This window comes from Nonomuraea sp. H19 (assembly GCF_052068215.1).
Lineage (GTDB): Bacteria > Actinomycetota > Actinomycetes > Streptosporangiales > Streptosporangiaceae > Nonomuraea.
Window position 1 is genome coordinate 303,088 of sequence record NZ_JBQHCV010000002.1, and the last position, 25,473, is coordinate 328,560.

At 68.2% G+C, this 25,473-nt stretch carries 30 protein-coding genes, 1 tRNA gene and 4 pseudogenes; 19 read left to right on the top strand and 16 right to left on the bottom strand.

Annotation, left to right across the window (positions count from 1 at the left end; all coding sequences use genetic code 11):
* The first annotated feature begins 87 nt into the window (after window positions 1-87).
* Window positions 88-161 (top strand) — tRNA-Ile (locus ACTMTI_RS05010).
* Between the two features lie 333 nt (window positions 162-494).
* The gene (locus ACTMTI_RS05015) at window positions 495-908 is read left to right on the top strand and encodes a class I SAM-dependent methyltransferase (protein ID WP_441118845.1); all 414 of its coding nucleotides are present in this window, start codon (window positions 495-497) and stop codon (window positions 906-908) included.
* Window positions 909-963: 55 nt separating this feature from the next.
* Here the strand turns inward: ACTMTI_RS05015 and ACTMTI_RS05020 are convergent, their stop codons facing one another.
* The 6 genes and pseudogenes from ACTMTI_RS05020 to ACTMTI_RS05045 all read right to left on the bottom strand — a co-directional run.
* A complete protein-coding gene (locus tag ACTMTI_RS05020; protein ID WP_441118847.1) occupies window positions 964-1,455 on the bottom strand; it encodes a tyrosine-type recombinase/integrase in 492 nt (163 codons plus the stop codon).
* Window positions 1,434-1,874, bottom strand: a pseudogene (locus ACTMTI_RS05025) (phage integrase central domain-containing protein); the annotation flags it as partial. The pseudogene ACTMTI_RS05025 and the gene ACTMTI_RS05020, both read right to left, overlap by 22 nt.
* 36 nt (window positions 1,875-1,910) lie before the next feature.
* Complete coding sequence (locus tag ACTMTI_RS05030) at window positions 1,911-2,315, bottom strand: hypothetical protein (RefSeq protein WP_441118422.1); 405 nt, start codon at window positions 2,313-2,315, stop codon at window positions 1,911-1,913.
* The gene (locus ACTMTI_RS05035; RefSeq protein ID WP_441118849.1) at window positions 2,216-2,854 is read right to left on the bottom strand and encodes an AAA family ATPase; all 639 of its coding nucleotides are present in this window, start codon (window positions 2,852-2,854) and stop codon (window positions 2,216-2,218) included. The genes ACTMTI_RS05030 and ACTMTI_RS05035 overlap by 100 nt, the downstream gene beginning before the upstream one ends.
* Window positions 2,851-3,351: a bifunctional DNA primase/polymerase gene (locus tag ACTMTI_RS05040; protein WP_441118423.1), complete on the bottom strand. Its 501-nt coding sequence runs from the start codon at window positions 3,349-3,351 to the stop codon at window positions 2,851-2,853. The genes ACTMTI_RS05035 and ACTMTI_RS05040 overlap by 4 nt, the downstream gene beginning before the upstream one ends.
* A 97-nt stretch (window positions 3,352-3,448) precedes the next feature.
* Window positions 3,449-3,761, bottom strand: a pseudogene (locus ACTMTI_RS05045) (bifunctional DNA primase/polymerase); the annotation flags it as partial.
* 508 nt (window positions 3,762-4,269) lie between these two features.
* Between ACTMTI_RS05045 and ACTMTI_RS05050 the strand changes: the two are divergent.
* The 3 genes and pseudogenes from ACTMTI_RS05050 to ACTMTI_RS05060 all read left to right on the top strand — a co-directional run bounded on the left by ACTMTI_RS05050 (window position 4,270) and on the right by ACTMTI_RS05060 (window position 6,199).
* On the top strand, window positions 4,270-5,085 hold the full coding sequence (locus ACTMTI_RS05050; RefSeq protein ID WP_441118424.1) for a CPBP family glutamic-type intramembrane protease: 816 nt from the start codon (window positions 4,270-4,272) through the stop codon (window positions 5,083-5,085).
* A 24-nt stretch (window positions 5,086-5,109) separates the two neighbouring features.
* Window positions 5,110-5,468: pseudogene (locus ACTMTI_RS05055) on the top strand (ISAzo13-like element transposase-related protein); the annotation flags it as partial.
* Window positions 5,469-5,659: 191 nt separating this feature from the next.
* A complete protein-coding gene (locus tag ACTMTI_RS05060) occupies window positions 5,660-6,199 on the top strand; it encodes a hypothetical protein (RefSeq protein WP_441118425.1) in 540 nt (179 codons plus the stop codon).
* Window positions 6,200-6,431: 232 nt separating this feature from the next.
* Here the strand turns inward: ACTMTI_RS05060 and ACTMTI_RS05065 are convergent, their stop codons facing one another.
* Together ACTMTI_RS05065 and ACTMTI_RS05070 are read right to left on the bottom strand one after the other, a co-directional pair.
* Complete coding sequence (locus tag ACTMTI_RS05065; protein WP_441118426.1) at window positions 6,432-6,815, bottom strand: SCO4402 family protein; 384 nt, start codon at window positions 6,813-6,815, stop codon at window positions 6,432-6,434.
* A gap of 10 nt (window positions 6,816-6,825) precedes the next feature.
* Complete coding sequence (locus tag ACTMTI_RS05070) at window positions 6,826-6,990, bottom strand: hypothetical protein (RefSeq protein ID WP_441118427.1); 165 nt, start codon at window positions 6,988-6,990, stop codon at window positions 6,826-6,828.
* Window positions 6,991-6,999: 9 nt separating this feature from the next.
* Between ACTMTI_RS05070 and ACTMTI_RS05075 the strand changes: the two genes are divergently transcribed.
* Together ACTMTI_RS05075 and ACTMTI_RS05080 are read left to right on the top strand one after the other, a co-directional pair.
* The gene (locus tag ACTMTI_RS05075; protein WP_441118428.1) at window positions 7,000-7,428 is read left to right on the top strand and encodes a CPCC family cysteine-rich protein; all 429 of its coding nucleotides are present in this window, start codon (window positions 7,000-7,002) and stop codon (window positions 7,426-7,428) included.
* A gap of 447 nt (window positions 7,429-7,875) precedes the next feature.
* Complete coding sequence (locus ACTMTI_RS05080; protein WP_441118429.1) at window positions 7,876-8,253, top strand: hypothetical protein; 378 nt, start codon at window positions 7,876-7,878, stop codon at window positions 8,251-8,253.
* 234 nt (window positions 8,254-8,487) lie between these two features.
* On the opposite strand, the gene ACTMTI_RS05085 is transcribed toward ACTMTI_RS05080, so the two are convergent.
* Complete coding sequence (locus ACTMTI_RS05085; RefSeq protein WP_441118430.1) at window positions 8,488-9,375, bottom strand: LysR family transcriptional regulator; 888 nt, start codon at window positions 9,373-9,375, stop codon at window positions 8,488-8,490.
* Window positions 9,376-9,467: 92 nt separating this feature from the next.
* Between ACTMTI_RS05085 and ACTMTI_RS05090 the strand changes: the two genes are divergently transcribed.
* Window positions 9,468-10,370 carry a DMT family transporter gene (locus ACTMTI_RS05090; RefSeq protein ID WP_441118431.1) on the top strand — a complete coding sequence of 301 codons (903 nt, stop codon included), beginning with the start codon at window positions 9,468-9,470 and terminating at the stop codon, window positions 10,368-10,370.
* Entirely contained in the window at window positions 10,367-11,581 is a 1,215-nt protein-coding gene (locus ACTMTI_RS05095) for an MFS transporter (protein WP_441118432.1), read from the top strand. The genes ACTMTI_RS05090 and ACTMTI_RS05095 overlap by 4 nt, the downstream gene beginning before the upstream one ends.
* A 248-nt stretch (window positions 11,582-11,829) precedes the next feature.
* Here the strand turns inward: ACTMTI_RS05095 and ACTMTI_RS05100 are convergent, their stop codons facing one another.
* Entirely contained in the window at window positions 11,830-12,291 is a 462-nt protein-coding gene (locus ACTMTI_RS05100; RefSeq protein WP_441118433.1) for a winged helix-turn-helix transcriptional regulator, read from the bottom strand.
* A 96-nt stretch (window positions 12,292-12,387) separates the two neighbouring features.
* On the opposite strand from ACTMTI_RS05100, the gene ACTMTI_RS05105 reads away from it, so the two are divergent.
* Window positions 12,388-13,050, top strand: coding sequence for an NADPH-dependent F420 reductase (locus ACTMTI_RS05105; protein ID WP_441118434.1), 663 nt, complete (start codon window positions 12,388-12,390; stop codon window positions 13,048-13,050).
* A 424-nt stretch (window positions 13,051-13,474) separates the two neighbouring features.
* Window positions 13,475-15,430, top strand: coding sequence for an endo-1,3-alpha-glucanase family glycosylhydrolase (locus ACTMTI_RS05110; protein ID WP_441118435.1), 1,956 nt, complete (start codon window positions 13,475-13,477; stop codon window positions 15,428-15,430).
* Between the two features lie 74 nt (window positions 15,431-15,504).
* Here ACTMTI_RS05110 and ACTMTI_RS05115 read toward each other — a convergent pair whose 3' ends face one another.
* The 3 genes from ACTMTI_RS05115 to ACTMTI_RS05125 all read right to left on the bottom strand — a co-directional run bounded on the left by ACTMTI_RS05115 (window position 15,505) and on the right by ACTMTI_RS05125 (window position 17,897).
* On the bottom strand, window positions 15,505-15,738 hold the full coding sequence (locus ACTMTI_RS05115; protein ID WP_441118436.1) for a hypothetical protein: 234 nt from the start codon (window positions 15,736-15,738) through the stop codon (window positions 15,505-15,507).
* Window positions 15,739-15,880: 142 nt separating this feature from the next.
* Window positions 15,881-16,831 carry an endo alpha-1,4 polygalactosaminidase gene (locus ACTMTI_RS05120; protein ID WP_441118437.1) on the bottom strand — a complete coding sequence of 317 codons (951 nt, stop codon included), beginning with the start codon at window positions 16,829-16,831 and terminating at the stop codon, window positions 15,881-15,883.
* A gap of 307 nt (window positions 16,832-17,138) precedes the next feature.
* Complete coding sequence (locus ACTMTI_RS05125) at window positions 17,139-17,897, bottom strand: IclR family transcriptional regulator (protein ID WP_441118438.1); 759 nt, start codon at window positions 17,895-17,897, stop codon at window positions 17,139-17,141.
* 96 nt (window positions 17,898-17,993) lie between these two features.
* Here ACTMTI_RS05125 and ACTMTI_RS05130 point away from each other — a divergent pair, with 96 nt between their 5' ends.
* The 3 genes from ACTMTI_RS05130 (at window position 17,994) to ACTMTI_RS05140 (ending at window position 20,968) form a co-directional block, all read left to right on the top strand.
* Window positions 17,994-18,398: a hypothetical protein gene (locus tag ACTMTI_RS05130; protein ID WP_441118439.1), complete on the top strand. Its 405-nt coding sequence runs from the start codon at window positions 17,994-17,996 to the stop codon at window positions 18,396-18,398.
* Between the two features lie 82 nt (window positions 18,399-18,480).
* Window positions 18,481-20,040, top strand: coding sequence for a serine hydrolase domain-containing protein (locus ACTMTI_RS05135; protein WP_441118440.1), 1,560 nt, complete (start codon window positions 18,481-18,483; stop codon window positions 20,038-20,040).
* Between the two features lie 142 nt (window positions 20,041-20,182).
* Window positions 20,183-20,968, top strand: coding sequence for a MerR family transcriptional regulator (locus ACTMTI_RS05140; RefSeq protein ID WP_441118441.1), 786 nt, complete (start codon window positions 20,183-20,185; stop codon window positions 20,966-20,968).
* 208 nt (window positions 20,969-21,176) lie between these two features.
* Here the strand turns inward: ACTMTI_RS05140 and ACTMTI_RS05145 are convergent, their stop codons facing one another.
* Window positions 21,177-21,470 (bottom strand): type II toxin-antitoxin system Phd/YefM family antitoxin, encoded by a 294-nt coding sequence (locus ACTMTI_RS05145; RefSeq protein ID WP_441118442.1) that lies wholly within the window; start codon window positions 21,468-21,470, stop codon window positions 21,177-21,179.
* A gap of 72 nt (window positions 21,471-21,542) precedes the next feature.
* Between ACTMTI_RS05145 and ACTMTI_RS05150 the strand changes: the two genes are divergently transcribed.
* Both ACTMTI_RS05150 and ACTMTI_RS05155 read left to right on the top strand, forming a co-directional pair.
* Window positions 21,543-22,094, top strand: coding sequence for an MFS transporter (locus tag ACTMTI_RS05150; RefSeq protein WP_441118443.1), 552 nt, complete (start codon window positions 21,543-21,545; stop codon window positions 22,092-22,094).
* Window positions 22,079-22,612: a hypothetical protein gene (locus tag ACTMTI_RS05155; protein ID WP_441118444.1), complete on the top strand. Its 534-nt coding sequence runs from the start codon at window positions 22,079-22,081 to the stop codon at window positions 22,610-22,612. Before ACTMTI_RS05150 ends, ACTMTI_RS05155 begins: the two co-directional genes overlap by 16 nt.
* A 138-nt stretch (window positions 22,613-22,750) precedes the next feature.
* On the opposite strand, the gene ACTMTI_RS05160 is transcribed toward ACTMTI_RS05155, so the two are convergent.
* Window positions 22,751-22,927: a hypothetical protein gene (locus tag ACTMTI_RS05160; RefSeq protein ID WP_441118857.1), complete on the bottom strand. Its 177-nt coding sequence runs from the start codon at window positions 22,925-22,927 to the stop codon at window positions 22,751-22,753.
* On the opposite strand from ACTMTI_RS05160, the pseudogene ACTMTI_RS05165 reads away from it, so the two are divergent.
* Together ACTMTI_RS05165 and ACTMTI_RS05170 are read left to right on the top strand one after the other, a co-directional pair.
* Window positions 22,886-23,119: pseudogene (locus ACTMTI_RS05165) on the top strand (NAD(P)-binding domain-containing protein); the annotation flags it as partial. The gene ACTMTI_RS05160 and the pseudogene ACTMTI_RS05165 overlap by 42 nt on opposite strands.
* Window positions 23,120-23,147: 28 nt before the next feature.
* Entirely contained in the window at window positions 23,148-23,489 is a 342-nt protein-coding gene (locus ACTMTI_RS05170) for a hypothetical protein (protein ID WP_441118859.1), read from the top strand.
* Window positions 23,490-23,574: 85 nt separating this feature from the next.
* On the opposite strand, the gene ACTMTI_RS05175 is transcribed toward ACTMTI_RS05170, so the two are convergent.
* Window positions 23,575-24,183, bottom strand: coding sequence for a TetR/AcrR family transcriptional regulator (locus ACTMTI_RS05175; RefSeq protein WP_441118445.1), 609 nt, complete (start codon window positions 24,181-24,183; stop codon window positions 23,575-23,577).
* A gap of 80 nt (window positions 24,184-24,263) precedes the next feature.
* Here ACTMTI_RS05175 and ACTMTI_RS05180 point away from each other — a divergent pair, with 80 nt between their 5' ends.
* The gene (locus tag ACTMTI_RS05180) at window positions 24,264-25,466 is read left to right on the top strand and encodes a DUF418 domain-containing protein (protein WP_441118446.1); all 1,203 of its coding nucleotides are present in this window, start codon (window positions 24,264-24,266) and stop codon (window positions 25,464-25,466) included.
* The last annotated feature ends 7 nt before the right edge of the window (window positions 25,467-25,473 follow it).

A 25,473-nucleotide genomic window follows, 5' to 3' on the forward strand; every position in this document is an offset into this window, starting at 1 on the left:
CGAGCAGCACGCTGGAGGCGGTAAGCTTTTTCTCGTCGAACAACCGGTTCGCCTCCAACCTGCGGATGCGATAACGTCGGTGTGCGCGGGGCTATAGCTCAGACGGTTAGAGCGCTTCCCTGATAAGGAAGAGGTCCCAGGTTCAAGTCCTGGTAGCCCCACCCAGTTGACCAGCGAAAAGGCCGCTTTCCGATCTTCGGATAGCGGCCATTCTGCTGTCTGCGTGTCTATCTGCGTGACTGCCGTTCCCGACTCGGTCTGTCGTGAGGATCTTCTGTAGTCCATCATGGCCCGATGAGCGTGCGCTATGACGATGTGATCGGCCCCCTTCGAACGGCCTACGACGGCGGCGCCAAGCGTCGTGACGGCAGCGGCAAGCCGCGGTGGAAGCTGGCGGAGCGGGCAGCGTTCCTGAGCCGTGTCCGAGACAACGACGGCAGGCAGATGCTGGAGATCGGTGCCGGAACAGGCCCTTTCAGGACAGCGGCTTGGATGTGGTCGCTGTCGACCTGTCGCCTGCGATGGTGTCGCTGTGTCGAGAGAAGGGCCTTGAAGCTCATGTCATGGACTTCCTGCATCTCGACTTCGCGCCTGAGTCGTTCGATGCGGCGTACGCACTGAACTGTCTGCTGCACGTGCCCAACGGTGATCTACCGGCGGTGCTGGAAGCTGTTCACGCACTTCTGCGACCTGGCGGACTGTTCTTCCTTGGCGTTTATGGCGGTGGCACCTTGCGCGGAGAAGGTCCCTTTGACGGGGACGACCACGAGCCTCCCCGGTTCTTCTCCTTCCGCAGCGATGAGGAGATTCAGGAGTTCGCGAGTCGGTTGTTCGAGATCGCGGACTTCCACATCGTGGGGTCGGATGAACTCCGATTCCAGTCACTGACGCTGCGTCGTTCGCGGTAAGCCATTGCGATGGCCAGACCCGCACATTCATGCGGGACTGGCCATCGTTCATCGTTCATGTGTCAAAGATGCGGTCCATGACCACCGCTCCCCCTTGGAGGACGGGGCGGATCTGCTTCCGGTAGACCAGCTCCGTTACCGCCGTACTGCTGTGCCCGACCAAGCGGGAGATCTCCTCCAGGGGCGTCCCGTTGTCGGAGAGCAGGGATACGAAGCTGTGCCGCAGCTCTCGGGGCGTCCACTCCGCAGGCTTCAAGCTGGTGTGCTTGATGACCCGGCGGAACGCACGCCGGACGTTAGCCGCGTCCAGCTCGGTTCCGGCGTTGGACGCGAACACCAGGCCGTGCGCTGACCAGGCATCGCCCTGCTCCTTCTGCTGGACTTCCTGTTGCTCGATCAGCACGTCTACGCACCGTTTGGGGAGTGCGAGAGTGTGCCGTGACTTGCGGGTCTTGGTGTCTCCCCCGTTCCGTACGGAGCGCCCACACGGCGACGTACGGCGGTATCGGTGGGGTGCCGTCGAGGTTACCCGCGAGGTCCACGTGATCCCATCGGAGCGCGCGAAGCTCCTTCGTGCGCGCTCCGGTCAGGAGAGAGACCACGATGTAGGCGTACAGGTTCTTGCCCTCGGCGGCCTTGAGCACCTCTTCGGCCTGAGCCATCGTGAGCGCCTTGGACGGGCGCCCTTCCTTGCGGGACTCGGCACAGTTCAACGACATTCCGGCGGACCTTGTCCCGCGCCATGGCGCGCTTGATGATCCGATTCAGACACGAGTGGAGCCGTGCCACGGTGCTCGTGCTGTGCGTCTTGGCCTTGCCTGCCAGCCACTTATCCACATCCTGTGCGCTGAGATCACGGAGCTTCCGTTTCCCCAGTGCCGGGATGATGTGGGTCCTGACCAGGGTCGTGTTCGTCGCGACGGTGCTCGGGCCCAGCCCGCTGAGCCCGTAGGCCAACCAGTCGTTCGCGGCTTGAGCGACGGTGGACTCCCCCGGCTCTGGTCAGAGGCGGTTTGGGGACAGCTGGGGACAGCCGACGCCTTCGGCGATGTCCTTGGGTGGGCTGTTCGGGTCGCTGCGCAGGTAGCGGGCGATGGCCGCGCGGGTCTCCCCGAGATGGTGATCCTCGGGCGGTCCGTCGAGTAGGTGCCAGGTGCCGGTGTCGGCTTGGCAGGACAGGGCGGGTTCGGCCTCTTCCACATCCCTCCCTGTGATGTGGAGCACGCCGTCGGCGGTCCCTCGGGCGCGCCTGAGCACCAACGTGGAGTCAGCGGCACCGGCCAGGCCGTTGGTGCCGGAGACCTGTTCTAGGAAGTCGTCGGAGCCCATCTTGCGGACGTGGTGCACGAGCACGACGGCGACGCGGAAGGTGTCGGCAAGGCGCTTGGCGTACCCCCATCGCGGCATAGTCGGCGTCGTAGGCCGATAGGCCGGGCAGGGTGGTGCCGCGTACCTTGGCGAACACGTCGATGACCACCAGGCGCGCCGACGTTGCGCTCCAGCCAGCGCGCGATGTGCTCAGCCCCGCCGGTCGGCAGGGTCGGGCACGAGGTGGCCAGCGTGAGTTGAGCGGGCGCGGGCTGGCCGTGCAGGATCTTGGCCATGCGGGACTGGAGACGGCGCGGGGTGTCCTCCAAGGCGAGGTAGAGCACCGGGCCGGGCTCCACCGGGATGGAACCCAGGGCCTTGGTCCCGGCGGCGACGGCGATAGCGGTACTGAGTGACAGCCAGCTCTTGCCGACCTTGGGCGGTCCGGCCGGCAGGGTGAGCCCTTCGGCGATGATGCCGGGCACGGCGTACTTGGTCTCGGGGAAGGTCATGGACATAAGTTCGTCGGCGGTCCACGAGGTGCGGAACGGCACCGCCGGCGCATCGGGCAGGTTGGGCGCGTGGACGGCATCACCACGGACGAGGTGCAGGTGAGAAGGCCGGTCAGAGCTGTTCATGCGGCTACCGTTCGCGGCCTGCGGGCACCGGCCTTGAGCCCTGAGGCGATGGTCCGAGACGCTTCGCCGTACGGCTGGCCGACGCCCTGAGCGGCGTTGAGCAAGAGCGCGGTCACCTCGTGCTCGGACAGCGCGCCACCGGCCACGAGCTGACCCAGCGCGACGGAGGCGCGGTAGAGGGCGACGTTGTGGCCGTGCTCGGGTGAGCTGGTCACGCGCCCCAACTCGCCGTTGATGGCGGCTTGCAGGTAGGCCCTGTGCCGTTCGGTGTTGGCCAGGTCCACCAGCACCGGGCGTTGTGCGGGTAGCGGGGCCGGGGTGAGCAGGTCCGCCAGCCAGGGCGGCAACGGCGCGGGAGGGGCGGCGTTGACCACGTCGTAGGTGCCGTTGCCGTCGCTGGCGATCACGGAGCTGCCGGGGCCGACGACGTACCCGCCATTGGCGCGCGTGTCGATCAGCCAGGCCAGGCCACCGTGTGAGCCTTGGGTGTTGCCCAAGCTCAGGCCGTCTGGGGCTATGTATTACAGGTGCGTTCCTCCCCGGCGGGTGCGGACTTGGAAGGTCTCCAGCGGGAGGCCAGCCGTGCTGTTCGCAGATCGCGGCCAGCACATCGGAGCCGTCGCCAATGCCGGACCGGTCCCACTCGGGCGTCGGCCTCTCGCCGGGCTTGGGTACGTCGAGGTCGAGCACCACGAGCCGGGCCGGGCCGGTGGCGATGCCGACGTTGTACGGCTGACGCGCCCAGATGGCGCGGATGGCGTCGGGGTCGGTGGTGTTGCGTTCCTTCCATGGCCAGCCCCTTGAGCGGCTCCTTGCCGCCGGGCACGAGCGGGAAGACGGGCCAGCCGCGCGCGGCGGCGGCCAGGGCGTAGCGGAGTTGGTCAGTGCGCATCGGCGGTGGCCACATCACTCCCGGTGGGCGGCGAATGGAAATCCCGGTAGACGGCCTCTTGCACGCTGGGGTGCCGATTCAGACCAGGCTGACCTGATCATCGACCCGCACCGCCGTCAACAACCCCTCCACGGAGAGCACCATGCCGCGTTTCGATGCCGTGGGGCCCGACGAAGGAGGTCCTGCGGCTCCGATCGCCCCCAGCCACGTCCCAGCTGTTGAGCGCAGCGAATATGTCCGCGCGGCGCGGACAGAATGTCAATGGCTCGCACGGATCTGAATGTCAGTGACCGGAGCGCTGTCGTCTGCGGTGGTCTGCCATACGGTCTCGGCGTCCGGGGCTGCGTCGCCCTACAGCAGCTCCTGGAGATAATTCCGATCCCCGTCGAACCCGCGACGCGGGAGCGACCCGATAGCTCCCGCCCGGTCCGCACCCACCGTAACCTGCGCCTTTCACGGCGACTCGAAGCCGTATCAGGGCGATGTCAGCTCCGTGTTGGGTCGCGGGGCCACCATTCTCGGCATGGATACAGCAATGCGGCCCCCGGCCGACACCCAAGGCGTCCGGCCGAAAGGCTTCGTCGCGAAGCTCCTCGCCGACCGTCACTCCGTCCCGTTCTCCATCGCACTGCACCTGGTGCCCGGCGCGGTCATCGTCGCCGTGTACGCGTTCATCGCCGCCCCCCTGGTCCGGGCGATGGACTTCCCGATCTTCCTGGCCTGGGCCATCGCCCTCGCGGTTGTGCTCTTCCCGCTCCAGCTCTTCCTGCTGTGGCTGGGCAAGAAGCAGACCGGCCGCTTCACGATGAAGGGCATCGTCCACTACCGCGACAAGCCGGTCTCGCGCGGCAAGGCCTTCTGGCTCGGGGCCGCGTGCCTCGTGTGGATGACCGTGGTCTCGCTCTCGCTGACCCCGCTGGACAACATCGTCTACGACTGGTTCTTCACCTGGGTGGACTACCAGGGCGCCGGCCCCGACGGCACCGCCTACCTCCAGGGCTACTCGCAGGAGCTCGTGCTCACCACGCTGCTCATCTGCGCGCCATTCACCGGCTTCACCCTGCCCCTGCTCGAGGAGTACTACTTCCGCGGCTTCCTACTGCCCCGCCTCCCGCAACTCGGCAAGTGGGCCCCGTTCTTCAACACCTTCTTCTTCTCGGTGTACCACTTCTGGGCCCCTTGGACGGTCCTGTCGAAGCTCGTCTTCCTCTACCCGGGCATCTGGCTCGCTTGGAAGAAGCAGGACATCCGCATCTCGATCGCCATGCACCCCGGCTCGGCGCTGCTGATGACCGTGGTCGGCGTCATCGCCCTCGCCTCCGGCGCCTACTCGATGTAAGACCACCCAAACGAGGCGTGCCGTCCGCTGGCCGAGGGCCGGATGCATCGCTCCGGAGCGGGCCGCAAGCGCGCGAGCAGGTCGACCCCGGGCCGCCCACGGCGCTGGATGCGCTGGTGGAGCCGGTCACTCGGGGCGATCCGGAGTCGCCGCTGCGCTGGACGGCGTGGTCGTTGAACACGCTCGCCACCGAGTTGACCCGCCAGGGGCATCCGGTCAGTGACGACACCGTGCGGCGACTGCTGATCGAGGCGGGGTACTCGTTGCAGGGCAACGCCAAGGTGCTGGAGGGCAACCAGCAACCGGACCGCCATGCCCAGTTCGGGTGCATCCATTCCCAGGTGACCGCCTCCATGGCCGAGGGCGAGCCGGTCGTGTCGTTATCTTGGGTGACTCTTGGTAGTCAGGCATGTTTGGTAAGTAAGGTTGGCGCCTGTACTAGCCTCACAGATATCTAGGGGTCTTCAGGCATGTCAGGCATGTCAGGTGCTCTGCGCCCTTCCTGGCCGGGCGCGGGCGGGATCCGGTTCGGACAGATCGGACCTGGACCAGCAACCCCGAGGAATGCACCCGCATGACAACCAGTGCTCAGCAGCTGATCGAAACGGCACGTCTCGCACCGCTGGCCGGCCCGTTCGACTGGGAACAGGTCGAGCACCGGCTCGGGGCGCCCGTGCCGCAGGACTACCGCAAGCTTCTCGACGCAGGGGGTGGCGGACTCTGGCTGGACTACTTGAGGCTCTACGTTCCGGCGCCCGGCCCCGGTCTCAAGCACGTCGATCTCGAGCGGTCGGGGCTGGAGTTCGAACAGCTCCAGGACCTGTTCGAGGACGAGGTCGTGGGACCGCCCGACGATCTCGACCCTGATTCCAGGCTGCTGCCCTGGGCCTCGACCGGCACGGGGGTCACGCTCTATTGGCAGGTCTCACCCGAGGCGGCGGCCGATTCGTACCCGATCCGGGTCTCGGACCGGAACGGCGACGTGTGGGAGAGGTACGACCTGCTCACCACCGACCTTCTCCTGGGAATCGTCCAGGGCGAGGTGCACAGTGAGCTGCTCAACGAGTCGTGGATGGAACGCGACGTGCTCTTCAAGCCCTACGCCGACGAGTAGCGCGGTTCGGGCCCTGCTCTGAAACTGCGGCAGCTTGCAACCTCACGCCTTTCGACCATCCACCTGCGCGCCGAACGCGAGCAGCCTCTCTCTGCGATGAACGCCGCCTTACCCTGCTCGCGGTGACGGCGCGCGAACCGGTCGGAGCCTGACGCTCCCATGTGCAAGGGGGCGGCCGGTTGATACCTCGTCGTGGCTCTGGGGCGTCTTGGAGCCGTCGTCACATGTGCTGTCAGTCGGACGACAAAGCTGTGTGGGCAGCCTCAGCCGAATACAGGACATTGATCCATCCAGGATGGTCGAGGTAGGCGTTGTCCGGAGCGGCGGGGCCAAGGTCATCGAGGACGCGTAAGAGGGCGTCCACGACCGTCTGCACGAGGTCGGCTTCTCGTTGATCAAGGAAAAGGTGTGGGATCAGTGCTCGTGCGCCGTGTTGGTCGATGAAGGTGTCGTCGATGAGCCAGTGCACGGCAGCGGTGAGGTCCGGCCATCCTTTCCCGAATCGCCAGTGTTGGTCCTGGTAGGCCCGGTCACCCAGGGCTCGTAGTGCCTCGAGCACGTCCTTGCGTCGCTCTGGCCACTGCACCCGCTGTTTGCCTGGATGTTCTTCCTCCACGGGTGCCAAGCTACTGCGGGCTTGTCGATGTCCCGTTGTCGTGGGCGTGGTGGTCGGCGATGATGGCCTCTTCCAGTGGGGAGCTCCAGCCCTTGACCCCCAGGGCCTTGGCCTGCTTGCCCTTCGGGTGGACGAGGCGCGGGAAGATCGGGTGGCGGGGGGTGCTGCGGGTCATAATGGGCCAATGACTGCCGCCGACCATCCCACTCTCGATGAGATCAAGAAGCGGAGAGACTGGATCTTGACATTGGTGAAGGCCGGCGGACGTCAGGCCCTGCTGTCTCTACCGCAAGGCGAATACACGTGCCCATGCTGCTTTCACCCGACCTTGCGTATGCGTGGCTACTTTGAGTTCTGTGAAGAGTGCGACTGGGAAGATGATGGCCAAGACGACCATGATGCGGACGTAGTGCGCGGCGGTCCCAATGGCTCTCAAAGCCTGACCGAAGCCAGACGCATCTATTCGTGCGTATCACCGTTTGCCGCCGTTAGAACCATGACGGCAACACCTCCGAACATCTTCGGTCGCCACCAAGATCACCTGTCACCAGGTGACAGAGATCAGTTCACATCGACAGCAGGCGACCCTCCAAGCGGGCCCGGCCAATCTTAAGGTGAACGTTGCAGGGTTGCCTCGCTTGAGGCTACTGCTCGGCCCGTAGGCATGGCTGAGCCCCGCGAGGGCTGTGTCGCAGCGGATGAGGCGTGAGCTCCGGCGGTAGGCCGATCCCGTCCGGGAGGCGGTGATTCGGTCACTGACCTCGAGCGGCTGCACTCGGCCTTGCCGCTCGGTCAACCACAGGGCCGGGTGGTCCGGGGCGCCGAAACCGCGGCCGGATGTTCGCCACGTGATCCTCGACCGCCTCCCCCACCCAGGGAGGTGCTGACCAGCCGTTTCGGCGTCGAACGCATCGCGTGCAATGAACATCCCCTCAATGGTCGGATCCTAAGTGTGTGTGTCTAGGCGGCGAATACTGGGTGTCATGCCTTTTGTCATGGCGGCTGGCTGGTCCAAGATCGGGGATCGAGCGGCGACTGATCCGCTCAGCTTGAAGGGGGAATGATGAAGAAACTGATCAAGACGGCAGTGGTCGGCATCGGTGTGGCGGCGGCGAGCCTCGCTCTCGCACAGCCGGCCTCGGCCGCCTCGTTCAGCTGGAACGTCGGCGACGGCGTCGTCACCTACGACGACGGTGCGGACAGCATCTGCGCCCGGGCGTACACCGGCGAGGGCTCGCGCTGGGTGGAGGTGTCGCTGGCTCCGGTCAACGGGGGAGGCCCCTCGTACACCTGGAGGGACACCACCAGCACCTCCGGCCCCACGTGCCGGAGCCTGGCCACCGCTTACGAGGACACCTATTACCGCGCCACGGTCAGGACGTACTGGGGCGAGCGGGGCACCATCGTGCCCCGCGGTAGCAAGACCTTCTACAGCTAATCGCGCGGGCGGCGGCGCGGCAGCGCGTCGTCGCCAACGCCGCCCTCAAAGCTCTCTCTGCGAAGTGAGCGTTCACACAAGCCGAAGGGATGGGCGAGGGTCGGCGTCACCGAACATGAGGCGTAGGCGGGGAAGCCCTCGATCCAACGGATGTGCTGTCCAGCGTCGGCGTCGAGCACCGCAGAGAGGTCAGCGGCATCCTCGCCCCATCCCGCCGCATCGAGGTGAATGTCCTCAGGCTGCCGCGGCTTGGAGCGCGGCCAGGAGTCTGGCGAGAGGGAGATGGGCCGCCGACGTCTCCCGGATGGCCGCCTGGATCGTCCGTACGGGCTCCGGCCCGCGCACCCTGCGGACCACGACGCCGGGATGGCGGTTGGCCAGCCCCATCCTCGGGATCAGGCCGACCCCGAGGCCGGCGGCGACGAAACTCTGCGCCGTCGTGTAGTCGTCGCTTTCGACGACGACCTGCGGGGTGAAGCCGGCAGAGGCGCAGCCGGCGAGCAGGACGTCCAGGCAGGGCCCGGGTGACTCGCTGCCCACCCACGGCTCGTCCGCCAGCTCGCCCAGGTCGATGACCCGGCTGCCCGCCAGCCGGTGTCCCCTGGGCAGGACGGCATGGTACGGGTCATCGAGCAGGTGGATCAGGCGGACGCCCCCGTGTGAAACCTCGCGAGGAGCGACCACGATGGCCAGGTCGGCCTCGCCCCGCGTCACCTCCGGCAGCGGGTCGCCGGGATCGGTCACCCGCAGATCGATGCCTACGTCCGGGTGTTCCCGGCGGAAGCCGGCCAGGGCGGGTGCCATCAGGGTGGCGCCCGCGGTGGCGAAGTAGCGGATCACCAGCCGTCCCGCGCGCCCGGCACGCAGGTCGGCCAGCGCGGTCTCGGCCTCGGCCAGTTGCCTGCCGATGACGGCGGCGTGCTCGCTGAGCAGTCGCCCGGCCGCGGTAGGCCGGACGCCGCGGCCGGCGCGCTCCAGCAGCACCATCCCCGCCTCCCTCTCCAGCACCGCCACCTGCTGGCTGACGGCGGAGGGGGTGTAGCCGAGGTTGGCGGCCGCGGCGGTGACCGATCCGCTGGTGATGACCTCGCGCAGGAGTTGCATCCGTCGCACGTCAAGCATGTAGCCCAGCTTAATGGTCCGCCATAAATCTTCACTTGTCCTGCGAGGTTCTCTTCGGGCAGCCTTCCTCGTGGAACGGGGGAGGAAGAACAGTGACCAGACGATCGTCGGCGCGGATGGCCGTACTCGCACTGCTGTGGGGGTCGTCCTTCCTGTGGATCAAGCTGGCGCTGGACAACGGGCTCACCCCGGTGCAGATCACCGTCATCCGGGCCGCGCTCGGCGCGGCCGTCCTGCTCGGTCTGGCCCGCCTGGCCCGGCAGCGCCTGCCGCGGGACCCCTCGACGTGGGGACACCTCGTGGTGGCCGCCTTCTTCTGCAACGCCCTGCCGTTCTTCCTGTACGCCTTCGGAGAGCAGAGCGTCGACTCGGGGGTGGCCGGCGTGCTGAACGCGACCACCCCGTTGTGGTCCCTGCTGATCGGGCTGCTCATCGGCACCGAGCGCGGGCTGCACCCACTGCGGCTGACCGGGCTGCTGATCGGATTCGCCGGCACGTTGCTGATCTTCGCCCCCTGGCGCCAGAGCGGTCTGCTGAGCTGGGGAGCCCTTGCCCTGCTCGGCGCCTCGGCCAGCTACGCCGTCGCCTTCGCCTACATGGGACGCAAGCTGACCGGCAAGGGCACCGAGCCGCTGGTCCTGTCCGCCGCCCAGCTCCTCACCGCCACCGGGCTGAGCGCCCTGGCCCTGCCCACGACCGACACGGCTGCGACAGATCCCAACTCGACCGCTGTGCTCGCCGTCGTCCTGCTCGGCGTCCTCAGCACCGGGATCACGTTCTACCTCAGCTACCGGCTCGTCGCCGACGAAGGCGCCACCAGCGCGGCCACGGTCGGCTACCTCCTGCCGATCGTCTCCGTCGCGCTGGGGACGATCGTCCTGGGCGAAAGACTCGGCCTGCGCGTCCTGATCGGAATGCTGGTCATCCTGTCCGGTGTGGGCCTGGTCCAGAAGTACGGGCGCCCCTCCGTCGCAGAGGATGTTCCAGTCAAGTGATCACGGATTCCCCGTGGCGGACGCCCGACTTTCGCATCTTGTTCACCGCGACGGCGCTCAGCCAGCTCGCCGCCAACATCGGCTACGTCGCCATCCCGCTCATCGCCGTGACCGCCCTCGACGCCCGGCCCGGCCAGGTCGGGACACTCGCCGCGCTGAGCACCATCGCCTTCCTCCTCATCGGCCTGCCGGCCGGAGCATGGGTGGACCGCATGCGTCACCGGCGCGTGCTGATCCTGGCCGACCTGGCCCGGGCCGTGTTGCTCGCCTCCATCCCGCTCGCTTGGTGGGGGGACGTCCTGACGTTCGGGCAGTTGTTCGCCGTCGTTCTGCTGACCGGCGGCGCCACCGTCTTCTTCGACGTCGGCTCCCAGAGCGCGCTGCCGCGACTGGTCGGCCGGGACGGCCTCGTACAGGCCAACGCCGCCGTGATGACCCTGATCGCGGCCGGCAACGTGGCCGGGCGAGGCGCGGGCGGCGGGCTCGTCCAGTTGCTCACCGCGCCCGTGGCCGTGATCTGCGCGGCAGCCGGTTACCTGGCCTCGGCCCTGCGGCTCACCGCCCTGCGCCACACCCCTGCCGCGCCGGCCGCCGAGCGGCCCGCCCGGCTGGGCGCACAGATCGCCGAAGGGCTACGGCACGTCCTCGGCCACGGCGAACTACGCGCCCTCGCACTGACCGCCGCGCTGACCAACCTCGGCTCACAGATCATCAACACCGTGCTCCCGATCCTGTTCGTCGGCGACCTCGGCCTGCCGGCAGGAGCGCTCGGACTGTTCTGGGCAGCCGGTGGAGCCGGCCTGCTGCTCGGCGCCCGGTGCGCGCGGCCGATCGCCGAGCGCCTCGGCCACGGCCGTGCCCTTGCCCTGGCCGGTCCGCTGCTGGCGCCCACGGGGTTGCTGGTGCCGCTCATCGACCGCGGCCCCTGGTTGTGGCTGGCGGGAGCCGGCTGGCTGCTGGCCATGACGAAGACGGGCATGGACAACGTACTAGGCGTCAGCCTGCGACAGCGGATGACGCCCGACGCCCTGCTCGGCCGCATGAACGCCACCTTCCGTTTCCTGCTCACCGGCGCATTGGCGGTCGGCGCCACCGTGGCAGGCGTGATCGGCGAACTGGCCACCGTGCGTGTCACTCTCTGGGTGGGTGGGGGGTTCCTGGCGGTCGCCTTCCTGCCGGTCTTCCTCTCCCCGCTGCGCGCCCGCCGCTGACTGCCGGCCGGGATCCAGGTGCTGATCGCGCACAATGTACGTCCGCCCGACCGCTTCTCAGCTCCCTGCGTGATCCGACCTTCTCGGGCCGCTCCCAACTCGTCCGTCCACTGAGCATCGGCGGTCGAAGCGCCGGGCGCTGTCCATCGCCGATCTCGGCCTTACGGACTCAGCCTCGCGGTGCACGCCGAGCTGCTGCGCAACCCCAAGCGGCTGTCCGGTGAGCACGGTCACGACCACGATGATGGTCAGTCTGACAGCATCGCCGAAGACGCCGATGGACCGGGACTGGAGCGACTCGGACCGTCAGCGGGCTCCTCGGTGGCATTGTTTTTCGACAGCGTGCGCATGCCCTGCGATTGAGCGTCAAGAAGCTGCTCGCCGTACTCGATCGCCCAGGCGCCAAGGGCCTTCATCGGGCCATTGACCAGGCTTTCACCCAGTAGGGTCAGTCCGTACTCGACGCGCGGCGGGCCTCCCGAGTAGGTACGGCGGTCGATCAGACCATGGGCGAGCAGGCGGCGCAGCGTCTCGGTCAGCACCTTGTCGCTCATACCGCCGATCGTGGCACGCAACTCGTGGCGCCGACGTGGCCCTGGACGAAGCGCGGCCAGTACGACCGGATCCCACATGTGTGCGAACAGGTCGGTCGCCGCACGCAGACGACAATCGGCGACGAACTCGCCATGGTGAGATCCTTGATCGCTCATTCTTGCCATGGTCCCACGCTCGTTACGTACCGATCGGTGCATATCGCCGTCCTACGGTTGCTGTCGACCTATCCATCAGGAACGGAGGGCGGGACCATGCGCATCGGGATTTTGGGAACCGGGACCTTGGCGGAGGCGCTGGGCAGTAGCTGGGCGCATGCCGGACACGAGCTGACGATCAGTGGACGCTCGCAGGACAAAGCCCAGGCACTCGCCGAACGGTTGGGTGGTGCGGCACGTGCGGCAAGCCCACGGGATGCTGTCACCGAATGTGACGCCGTACTGCTTGCTGTGCTGTGGGACGGTGTGCGAGACATTCTGCGCAGTGCGGGCGCAGCAGAGGGGACGCTTGATGGGACACCGCTCATTGACCCCACCAACGCGGTAGAACACGGCGTCGGCGTCCTGTTGACCGAACCCGGCAGTTCGGGGGCCCATCAGGTTGCCGAGCACGCCCCGGGAGCGCAGGTCGTGAAGGCTTTCCATCTCTTTCCCGCTGAGCAATGGACTCGGTCTCCCGACAGCGGCGAGGCACCCGTGACCGTGGCGATGTGCGGCGACGATCCGGCAGCACTTCGGATCACCGGCCAACTTGTGCGCGACGCAGGAGGCGTACCGGCCGTATTGGGTTCGCTGGCCCGGGTCCGTCAACTCGAGGAAATTGCGGGCTTCGTCATCGGGCTCGCATTTGCCGGAATCGACCCTGCCTCCGCAGTACCCCGCGTCCTCACGAGTGGAGCCAACAACGCTGCAGGCTAAGCCCGTCATCCGCCCCTGGTCATCGCAAGGTCACCACCCCGGCACTCGTTCGGACGTAGAGCACGCCATCGCCAGGCAGCACGGCCAGGCTCCTCCTCGCGCTGGAGTCCGGCGGCGACCTCGGCCACGATGACGTCGCTGATCTCCAGGAGACGTGCCCCGGCCGCAGGTCAAAGGCCTCCAGCACGCACGGCATGGGGGCCGAGGAGGGCCGGTCGGCGGCGTCGCTGGGGGTGGTGGGTCATCCGTGCCGCGTTGGACCAGCCGCGTCCGTTGCCTCACCGCCCGTGGACCGAAGAAATTGGCAGCGTTCCAATAGGTGATTTTTCCGGAAAGCAAGTACGGGTGCTTGATCTTGCTTCATCCTTGGCCACGCCAGGCGACTCCGCCTCGTCGGAGCCGTGCCGAGAGCCAAGGGAGTTCCATGGTCAACCGATATCGGACACTGCTGACGGCAGTGGTGACCCTCGCCACGCTGGGAACCGTCGCCGTCACCCCCTCGCAGGCGTCCGCCGTCGCGCCGGTCAGCGTGACCTTCGCCGCCGCGGAGGACGTGTTCATCAGCCAGGCCGAGCCCGCCAAGAGCTTCGCCACCGCGACGTGGCTGAGCGTCTGCGGCTCCGCCTGCAGCGGCGCCACCGCGGGGCAGCGCATCGCCCTGGTCCGCTTCAAGGTCGCCGGCATCCCGGAAGACGCCGAGGACGTCAAGGTCACTCTGGACGTCGTCTCGGCCAGGACGACCGACACCACCATCTCCGCCCGCCAGGTGTCGGGCACGTGGAGCGAGGCCGCCACCACCTGGAACACCCGGCCGACGGTCGACGAGACCGCCGTCGGCTCGCACACGGGCTTCACGGCCGGCGCGACGGCCAAGCTGGACGTCTCATCGGCCGTCGAGGGCGACGGCACCTACGCCTTCGCCCTCACCGGGACGGCCGCCACCACGACCGTCCTGATGTCCTCGCGCGAGACCGGGAACCGCGGTCCGAAGCTGACCGTCACCTACACCGAGGGAACCGGGAGCGAGCAGACCGACGGGCCGCTGCCGTTCACCCCGGCCGGTACGGCGGCGCTGCGTGCTTCAGGCAAGAAGGTGTTCGCGCACTACTTCACCCCGTACCCGCTCTCGCTCGACAACCAGGCGCCCGCGAGTGACTACTACGCCAGGAACTACCTCAAGCCGGAAGGCGAGAGCGGCAAGCATGCCGCGTACGGCGGGTTGCTCCGCGACCGGCCGCTGGGACGCGACCCGATCACCGGCGACTACGCGCTGGCTGACTTCAAGACGGAGGTGAAGCAGGCCATCGCCGCGGGACTGGACGGCTTCACCGTCGACATCCTCTCCGTGACGAGCGCGCACTGGACGCGGGTGCAGAACCTCATCAAGGCCGCCGAGGCCGTGGACCCCGGCTTCAAGATCGTGCTCATGCCGGATACGAACGGGCTGGCCTCGGTGGACAGCGCCACCCTCGCCACGGCCATGGCCAAACTTGCCGCGTCGAAGTCGGTCTACCGGCTCGCCCACAACCGCCTGGTCGTCGCCCCCTTCAAGGCCGAGGGCCGCACCGCCGCCTGGTGGTCCGACTGGATGAAGACCATGGAGACCGAGCACGGGATCAAGGTAGCCCTGGTGCCCTGCTTCCTCGACTTCAACAGGTACCGCGACGCCTTCGCCTCGATCAGCTACGGCTTCTCGAACTGGGGCAACCGCAACCCCGCCGGCAACGCCGGCCTGGGCACCAACATCGACCGCGCCCACAGCATGGACAAGATCTGGATGCAGCCGGTGTCCGTCCAGGACGAGCGTCCCAACCAGGGCATCTTCGACGAGGCCGGCAACACCGAGAACCTCCGGGCCTCCTGGAAGGGCGCGATCGACGGCAAGGCGGACTGGGTGCAGCTCACCACCTGGAACGACTATTCGGAGAACACCCAGTTCGCCCCCTCCAGGAACGCGGGCTGGACCTATCTGGACATCAACGCCTACTACCTGACCTGCTACAAGCTCGGCTGCCCGAAGATCACGAACGACACGGCGTACCTCACCCACAGGATCCAGCCGGTCGCGGCCCAGCCGACGTACGCGCAGACCAAACTCATGAAGCTGCGCAGCGGCAGCACGGCGGCCCGCGACACGGTCGAGGTGCTCACCATGCTCACCGCGGCGGGCAAGGTGTCCGTCACGATCGGCGGCACGACGCAGACCTACGACGCGCCCGCGGGAGTGTCCGCCAAGACGTTCCCGCTGAAGGCGGGCACCGCTTCGGCCACCGTGTCCAGGAGCTCCACCACGGTGGCGAAGGTGGTCTCGCCGTACGCGATCATCGCGACGCCGTACGTACAGGACCTGCACTACCGCGCGGCGTCGAGCGAACGCTGACACAGGACGCCAGATCCCCAGCCTGGTTGGGGATCTGACTCCCGCCTGCAGGAGCTGTAGTGGGGCGCAGGCGGTCAAGCCTCGATCGGCCCAGGCCGCTCTTCATCGCTTGTGTTCCAGGAGATGCGCCGGCAACGCGGACGCTGCCGGGTTGGTCGGGCTGGGCGCCCGGCCGACCAGAACCACGGTTCTTGCCGGGTCGGCTGGCGGATCTTCACCCGGGGCAGATCCGCTCGTTCGGCGATCTGGCGCGGCAGATCGGCGCCATCGAGCGTGAGGTAGGCCAGATCCAGCTCGCGCGCCAGCAAGGCGTCGAGCAGGCCGGCAACAAAGGCGTCTCGGACGGAAATCTGAATCCCCGGCCGCGTGTGGTGGAAGCCGCCAGCTCGGCGGGCAGGTCTACGCCGGCCAGGGGCTGGATGGTGGCCCAGCTCCGAGCGGGGCCTCCGGTCACCTACACGGCTTGTACGGCTTGTCGTACAGCGAGTAGTCGGACGGCTTCTTCAGGGAGTTGAACTTCAGCTTCTTCGCCTTGCCGCAGAAGCTCGCCGGCGAGGTTTCGTACTCCACCTGGAAGACCGGCTTGCCCGCCTTGACGAAGGCGCTCAGCTCGGAGCACTCGTCGAACTCGAAGCACTGCTCGTTGATCGCGTAGTCGAAGCTCGACACCAGCTCGTCGACCTGGCTGAGGTCGTTCTTCAGCGCCACGGACAGGCCCTTGCTGTGCGCCAGGTCGGCCAGGGCCCGGTTGTAGATGAGCTGGGTCGCGGGGCTGATGGTCCAGCCGGTGACCTTCTTGCCCTCCTCGTGGGCGTTGACGACGTCGAACTCGACCCCGTCGAACCCGGCCTGCACGCACTTGTCGACGCGGGCCGCCATCATCTTCAGCAGGAAGTCCCGCTGGCCCTTGTCGTTGTTGATGTTCGCCCAGCGCTCGTTGGGGAACTCCGGGCTGAACGGCTTGCCGAGCAGCGAATTGCCGTGGCTCGCGTGCCAGTCGGTGAACTGCTTGTAATCGGGACGGAACTCCTCGATCGAGCCGGCGTCGATGTAGCAGATCGCCTTGGCGCCCCGGGCGTGGATGGCCTTGACGGCCGCCGTGTTGAGCGTCTTGTTGTTGCCGGTGACCTCCTCGGCGGCGTACAGGTCGATGTCGAAGACGGTAGGCCGCACGCAGGCGCCGCCGCTCTGCGGGACCTCGCAGATGTCGACGTTGATGCCGCCGGTCGAGGCGTAGGCCGGGTTGCCCTGGAGCTGGTACTGCCAGCGGCTCTCCACCGGCGGACGCCAGATCGCCGCCGACTCCGATGCCTGGGAGGGGGCCGCGAGGCCGAGCGCGGCAGTCGGCATCAGGGCCGTGACCACGGCGAACCGGGTTAAGAGCGTTCGGAGACGAGTCAACACAATCACCCTCTATTCCGTATTGCGGAATGGAATTCCAGCGACAAGGAAATCGGTGAGCCAGCAGGTTGTCAACCCATCACTTGATCTTGTTACTGCCGGTAACCGTGGCACACGTCGCGAACTGTAGGCTTCCGTATTACGGAACTTCTGTCCTTATAGCGGACGAGATCATTATACTCGTCCGCGCGCGGCGGATCACGCCCGCCGTGCTCTGCGGAGGGGTGAGCCTCGCCGGCTGCGCCTGGTGCGCGGTAGGGGTTGGCGGGCAGGCGGGTGACGGGGGAAGGGCAGCGCCACCGGCGTGTCAGACCTGCTCGGCGACCGCTCGCCGCAGGCGGTGGCCGACCTGTTCCATCCTGGCCGCGGACATGCGGTCCTTGATCGCCGTCACGCTGACCGCCGCGACCGGCGCGTTCCTGCCCATGAAGACGGAGGCCGCCACGCACCGTACGCCCGGTTCGTTCTCCTCCAGGTCGAGCGCGTAGCCGCGCTGGCGCACCTGGTCGAGGTGAGTGGCCAGCTTGGCGGGGTTGGTGATGGTGTTGCGGGTCCTGCTCGCCAGTGGGCCGAACCGGTCGGACCAGGCCCTGATCGCCTCGTCTGTCGGGTATGTCCAGGCCAGCAGAGCCTTGCCGACGCCCGTGCAGTGGGCCGCGTCGCGGCCGCCGATCACCGAGGTCATCGTTATCGTCCGCACAGCCTCAACCTTGTCCAGGTAGACGACCTCGCCGCCGTCCAGCATGGCCATGTGCACGGTCTCGGCGAACTCCTCGCTCAGCCGCAGCAACAAGGGGCGCACGAGGCTGCGCAGGTCCATCGTCTCGTAGAACCTGAAGGCCGTGGCCAGCATCTCGGTGCCAAGGAAGTACGGCCCGCCGGGTTCTGGCTGCGCGGCGAACCCGCGGTGCTTCAGTGCGCCGAGCAGGCGGTGCAGTGAGCTCTTGGGCAGGCTGAGCCGGGTGGCGAGTTCGTCGAGCGTAACGCCCCTGCTGTGTTTACCGATCTCCTGCAGAATCAGCAGGGCACGGTCGACGCTCCCCACCGGGGATTGGGCCTCGGTCACCACCCTCTCCTCTCTGTTCCGCCTTACGGAATGCTAGCGCGTATAACGGAACCAAGAGCGCCCGCCCGCGGTCTACCTCTGGTCCGAGATCCCCAAGTGGGCGCGCCGCAGCCGCTGGGACGTGGTCGGGACGCCATCGAGGGCGCGTTCTCCGGCGGCCGCATGGACGGCCTTCCGGAGGCGTTCGCGCTCGCCATCAGCACGCCCGAGCCGCCGGTCGGACGCTTCTCCGACATCCACCGCCGCGCCCCCGGCCTGGAGGACGCGCAGGCCGGTCAGGATCTCGCCGGCCTCGGCCATGTTGCGTGCGAACCGGCCGAACTTCGTCGTGGTCAGTACCACCTGCCGCCCCTGACGGCCGCCGCAGCGGAGGTGACCGCGGCGAGCGCGTTGTCCAGCCCGAGCCGTGTCGTGCCGGAGAACGATCACCCGACGGGGACGGCGTCCTGCTCCCGAAGTTGTCCCAACCCCGAAAGTAGTTGTGAGCTAGATCACGGTTGAGGTTGACCTTGGGTCAGGGTGGAAGCTCGTCGCAGCGGCACGACGCCGACCGGACATAACAGATTTAAAGGAGCAAACCACCATGTCCATCGCCCTTTCCGGCCAGGACAAGAGCACCCTGCGGACCGCCGCGTACGGCGCCGTATCGCTGATGGCCGCCGCCACCGGCTCGCCCCACAAGGCCGCCACGAATGCCTCCATCGCCCTGACGTCGGCGACCGGTCTGGTCGGGCACGTGCTCGCCGCGAAGGCCAAGGACATCGAACTGAAGGGCAAGACCGTCGCCGAACTCGCCGACCGGGTGCTGCCGGCCCTGACCGCAGCCATGGAGCTGCTCGGCAAGCAAGCTCCGGCAGAAGCCGACAACTTCCGCGGCACCATCCTCCTCGCCATCGAAGCCGCCCAGGTCCACCAGGACAAGCCCAGCACCACCACGGCCGAGATGGCCCGCAAGATCACCGCCGCCCTCGACGCCGCCGGGATGGCCACTGCGGACAGCGGGGCTGCGTCGGCGGCTGCTTCCGGGCAGGATCGCCCGGAGCTGCAGAAGGCGATCGAGGAGATCGTCGATTCCGGTTTCGTCGGGGTGTCGCTGCGCGTGCACGATGAGCGGGGCGAGTGGGTCGGCAGCGCCGGGGCGGCCGAGCTGGGCGGGACCGCGAAGCCACCGACGAACGGGCATGTCCGGATCGGCAGCAACACCAAGACCTTCACCGCGACCCTGGTGCTGCAACTGGTGGCCGAGGGCAAGGTCGGGCTGGACACCCCGGCGGCGGACTACCTGCCCGAGTTCGGGCTGGACGAGCGGATCACGGTGCGGATGCTGTTGCAGCACACCAGCGGGGTGTTCAACTTCAGCGGCGAGGTCTACGACGACGGGACGGTCGTGCCGGGGATCCCCATCCCCTACGGCACCACGGGCAAAGAGTGGGTGGACAACCGGCTCAAGACCTACCGGCCGCAGGAACTGGTGGAGCTGGCGTTGTCCAAGCCGGCGCGGTTCGAGCCGGGGACGGGCTGGAGCTATTCCAACACCAACTACGTGCTGGCCAGGCTGCTGATCGAGAAGGTCACCGGGCGTTCGGTCGCCGAGGAGATGCAGCGGCTGATCCTGGGGCCGCTCGGGCTGTCGGGCACTGTGGTGCCGGCCGCCTCGCCGGAGATCCCCGAGCCGCACGCCCACGCCTACTACCGGTACGAGGACGCCGGCCAGCAGAAGACGATCGACATCACCCGCCAGAACCCCTCCTGGATCTCCAGCGGCGGCGACATGATCTCGACCACCCAGGACCTCCACACGTTCATCTCCGCGCTGATGGGCGGCAAGCTCCTGCCGGCCCCGCTGCTGGCCGAGATGTGCACCCCGCACCCGACGGGCATCCCGAACATGGACTACGGCCTGGGAGTGTTCGTGGTGAACACGGACGGCGGCGGCACCGTCATCTCCCACAACGGCGCCGCCGTGGGCCACGCGGCGCTGATGTACAGCACACCCGACGGCAGCAAGACCCTGACCGCCGCGCTGAACTGTGTGGACGACGCCGACCTGTCCATCGCGACAGCTTTCCTGAACGCCCAGCAAAGGCTCGTCAACGAGGTGTTCTGCGGTGGGCAGGCCGATCCGGCTCAGCCGGCGGACTGAGCACCGGTGACCCGTACGCCTCGAAGGGCGACCCCTTCCGGTCGTGCATCAGGTAGAACGCGGACCGGGGCCACGCCGAGCTCAACGGGCTCGGCTGTGGCGTGTGTAGTCGCCGAGCTCGAGCACAAGGCAGGCTGAGCAGATGAGGAACGGAGTCACGATCGGGCAGGCGGCGGCATTCGTCGGCGTCACGGTGAAGACGGTGCGGCATTACCACAAGCTCGGCCTGGTCGAGGAGCCGGAACGCGACAGCTCCGGCTACCGGCGGTACGGATCGGCCGATCTGTTGCGGCTGGTGCAGGTCCGGACGCTGGCCGCCGCCGGGGTGCCGCTGGCCGAGATCGGGCCCCTGCTCGACGCCGATGCCGCGCTGTTCGCCGCCGCACTCGCCGACGTCGAGCGGCAGCTCACCGAACGGATCGAGGAGTTGACCGCGCGACGTGACACGCTGCATCGGCTCGCCGATGGTGACCGGGCTCTGCTGCCCGACCGCGCTGTGGCGCTGCTGGAGCGGATGCTCGGCCGCGGATTCCCCGCGGACGAGGTGGCGGCCACCAGGGAGGGCTGGGTGCTGGCCAGGGCCCTGGTCCCAGAAGGCTTCGACGACTACCTCACCCATTTCGAGCACGCCCTCGAAGACACCCGGCTCGTCGCCTTGACCAAGCGCGCAGCCGAAGCCGCGGCCTGGGAACCGGACGACCCCCGCATCGCCGAGCTCGCCACCGCCGCGGCCGACCACTACCTCGCCAACCCCGCACTGCTGAAGACCGTGACCGGCTTGCAAGCCCGCACCGAGGCCGCGGCCCGGTACACGCTGATCGCCCACCACGGCGAAGCACAGACGCCGGCCGCGGCGCGGCTGGCCGCGCTTTTCGAGACCAAGCTCCGCGCCGCCGGCATCCATATCCCCAGACCAGACTCCCACTGACCGCGCCGTGCTCCGGTCCTTCGGCCCGGCGACCGGCCGGGGCCTGCCCACGGACACCGCTGGAGCGACTGCACGGTGTCACGCCGGGGGGTGCCGCCCACGATCAGTACCGTGTCCAGGGTCGGGGCGCGGATCAGAACAGCGTGTCGCGAGAGCGCGATGCCTTGTCGACCTACGTCTTCGACGCCCTGGGTGCCTCAGAGCAGATTCAGCAGGAGGCGTCGCCCGGCGGACTGTCCTGTGCCGCGATGTCCAAACGGCGTGGCGGCGCAGCAGGCGGTGGCCCGGCCCGGTCGAACGACGACCGCCCCAGGGTGATGACCTGCTCAGCGCCGCTGCCGTCCATCGCCTGAAGCCTTTCCAGATCGGCGATCGACACCAAAGCGACCACCGGCTTGCCATGTCGGCTGAGCACGATCCGCTCGCCGCCGTAGGCCACCCGCCCCATCAGCTCGGCCAGCTGGGCGCGCGCCTCGGTGAAGGGCACTGCCTCGGCATCCATGTCTGCACAGTACTGCAGTTCCGTACAACTCGGCATTGTACATTTTTGAAAAAATGTACAATAATCGCGATCATGAGTGAGTCACTGTGCCGCAACCGCGACTTCGTCCTGCTCTGGAGCGCCACCTTGGCCTCGACGCTGGGCTCCCAGGTCGCCTCCGTCGCCTACCCCCTGCTGGCGCTGGAGCTGACCGGTTCGGCCGGCCACGCCGGGCTGATCGGCTCTGCCGCGATGGCCGCCGGCATCGCGCTGCGCCTGCCGGCGGGCGCCCTGGTCGACCGGTGGGATCGGCGGCGCACGATGCTCAGCTGCGATCTCATGCGAGCCGCTCTTCTCGCCGCCACCGTCGCCGGTTCGCTGCTCGGGTTGCTCGACTGGCGGATGCTGCTGGCCGCGGCTGTGATCAGCGGCGCCTGCGGGGTGTTCTTCCAGCCGGCGGAGACGGCGATGCTACGGCGCGTGGTTCCCGCCGAGCACCTGCCTCAGGCCCTCGCGCACAACGAAGCCCGCCAGTACGGAGCCTCGATCGCCGGCCCTCCGCTGGGCGGCCTGCTGTTCAACCTGGGGAGAACGGTCCCTCTTGCCGGAGAGCTCCTGGCTTACCTGCTGTGTTCTCCGCGCTGACCTTCACCGCGATCGTCGCCGCCCGGCAGAGCGGCGCCGCACCGGCCGATGTCGGCCTGATGATGGCGATCTCCGGCGCCGGGGGACTGCTGGGCGCGCTGGCCGCCCCCCGGCTGCAGCAGCGCAGCCCGGCGGCGGTCGTCCTGGCGATGTTCTGGGTCGCCGCCGCGGCCATTCCCGCGATGGCCGTCCATCCCACCGCCTGGGCCATCGGACCGCTGCTGGCCGCGGCGTTCTTCCTGGCCCCGGCGGCCAATGCGATCTTGTTCACCTACCAGATGACCATCACGCCCGACCACTTGCAGGGCCGAGTGATCAGCAGCCTCGCCCTCATCGGCAGCGCGGTGACCCCGGTCGGGCCGCTCGCCTCGGGACTGATCCTGGACCGCTGGGGCGTGACGGCCGCCCTGCTGTCGATCGCGTCCGTCATGGCGGTCGTGGCTTTGGGCGCCACGTTGAGCCGCACCATCCGGCATCTGCCCCCGCTGGCCGAGGCCGAGGCCGTGGCTGCACGTTGAGCGATGCCCTGCGAACCATCCTGGATCACGGAGTGGTCCTCGATGGGGAGGCGGCCGACTCCAGCGTGGTGGAGTCGCATCCCTGATAGGGCCGAGACACACGCCGTTCGGTGGCATCTAGCTCCCCAATCAGCACGCTCACTCCCTCTTGACCTTCATATCGGTGTGAACGTTGAGGATTCTGCCATGACCACCAACCCGCTCGAGGAAGAGCACATGATGCAGAATCGCGATGCCGCCCACACTCCCGTGACGGTCATAGGCCTGGGTCTGATGGGCCAGGCGCTGGCCGGAGCGTTCCTGCGCGACGGGCACCCCACGACCGTGTGGAGCCGCACGGCAGCTAAGACTGAACAGCTCGTCGCTCAGGGCGCGAGGCTCGCCGGCTCGGTCGGCGACGCCGTCGCGGCCAGCCCGCTCGTGATCGTCTGCGTCTCGGATTACGACGCCGTGCACGAACTCCTCGATCCGCTGGGCGAGGTCCTGGACGGTCGGGTCCTGGTGAACCTGACTTCCGGTACGTCACCAGGTGCCCGTGAGACCGCCGAGTGGGCGGCGCGGCGGGGCGGCACCTTATCTCGACGGCGCGATCATGGCCATCCCTTCGGCCATCGGCACGGCGGACGCCGTCATCCTCTACAGCGGGCCGCGGTCGGCCTTCGACCTGCACGAGCCGGCCCTGAGGAGCCTGGGCGCGGGAACGACGTACCTTGGCGGCGACCACGGCCTGTCGTCGCTGTATGACGTGGTGACCGCACTGCTCGGCCACGAACAGGCAAGCGCTGCCGACATCCACGCAACCGCCCAGGAAGGCCTGCGGCTGGTGCGCGAGAAACGCGAGATGCTGCTCGCCCTGCTCGCCGCCAACCGAGAATAGGAAACAGGCCGGTCGGCCTCACCGCCACGTGGTGTTCACGACAACGGGCTGCGGGACGGATCCCCAGGACGGTGCCGCCGGGAGGTCATGACGTCGCCGGGCCGAGTCCGATCGCGGGCAGGATGGCCTGGTCGACGATGGCTTCGAGGTCGGCGTCGCTCGGGAGCGCCCCGGTGTCGATGAGGCGCTTGGTGACGAGGGCCTCGCCGATGTCGACCACGACCGGCGTGAGCAGTTCGGCGGGGAAGCGGCCGCGTTCGGCGTAGTGGTGCAGCACGGTGCTGGTGAACGTGCCGCCCCGGTGGGCGAAGACTCGCTCGAACAGCGCCTGCGACACCTCCGGAGTGCGCTGGGGGTCGGTGAGGATGGCCGAGACCGCGCGGCCCGCCGGACTGAACGCCCAGTCGACCATGAGCTTGAGTGCACGGACCAGGTCGCCGCGCAGGTCGTCGGCTCCCGGGGTCGGCTCCTCGACCGGGTGCATGTGGTAGAGCGCGTCCAGGAGCACCTCGATCGGGTCGGACCAGCGGCGGTACAGCGTTGTGCGGGGCGTCGCCGCCCGCCTGCCGATCCCGTCCATGGTCAGGCGCCCCACCCCGACCTCCGCCACCTCTTCCAGCACGGCGGTGTGGATCGCGTTGATCAGCTCCTCGCCGCGCCGGCGGGTCCGTGTGTTGTGGTCGCCCATCGTCATCCCCGCTTGCTTAGGTACACGGCTGTAGCTTATCGTGTGCCGCATAAGCTACATCTGTGTATCTAATTTCAGGGATAGCCATGTCCATCGCTCCGCCGGCTCCTGCTCAGGGGGCCGTGCCCATCGCGCACCGGTCGCTCGCGCCCGATCTCGCGCGAGGATTGATGCTGCTGCTCATCGCCGTGGCGCACGCGCACATGTACCTGTCCGGCCACCAGAGCGGCTTCCGTGGCTACGCCCTCGACGGCAGCGCCGTCGACCGGCTGGTCGCCGGGGTCCAGATCCTGCTCGTGGACGGGCGTGCGCTCCCCATGTTCGCCGCTCTGTTCGGCTACGGGCTCGCCCAGCTGACGAACCGGCGGCTCGCCGCGGGCCGGAGCTGGCCGCAGGTGCGGCGGGTGCTGCGGCGCCGGAGCCTGTGGCTGCTGGCGTTCGGGTTCTGCCACGCGCTGCTGCTGTTCTTCGGCGACATTCTGGGGGCGTACGGGCTGGTCGGGCTGGTCCTCGTCGGGTTCGTCCGGCGCGACGACCGGGCCGTGTTGCGGGCCGCAGGCGCCGGGCTCGTCCTGCACGTCGCCGTGGTGGCCGCGTTCGGACTGCTCACCGTCTCCGCGCCCAAGGGCGACACGCCTGCCGCGATGGCCGACCCCATCGAGGCGACGGTGATGCGGCTGATCGGCTGGATCGCGATGACACCCACGTACTTCGCCGCGAGCGTTGTGTCGGCGTTCCTGCTCGGGATCTGGGCGGCCCGCCGGCGGCTGCTGGAGGAGCCCGCCGCGCACCGGGCGCTGCTCTCCAGGGTCGCGGTGGGCGGCCTGGGCGCGGCGGTCGTCGGCGGGGTGCCGCTGATGCTGATCGACACGCAGGTCTGGGCACCGCCGACGGCCGTCTCCGTGTCCATGTACGTGCTGCACAGCCTGACCGGCATCGCCGGCGGTCTCGGGTACGCGGCGGTAGTCGGGCTGGTGGCGGGGCGCACGGCTCCCGGCCCGGTGGTCAGGGCGCTGGCCGCGTGCGGGCAGTGGTCGCTGACCTGCTACCTGCTGCAATCGGTGGTCTTCGTCGCGGTGTTCGCGCCGTACCTGGGAGGTCTCGGCCCGCGCGTCGGCGACGCCGCCGCCTCGGGGATCGCCGTGATCACATGGTTGAGCACCGTGGCGCTCGCCGCACTGCTCGCGCCGCGCGGGCTAAGGGGGCCGGCGGAGACTCTGCTGCGGCGGTTGACGTACGGTCATCGCGCCGCGAAGCGCAGCGGTCGCGGGGCTGGGCATGGAAATTAGTCGCAGG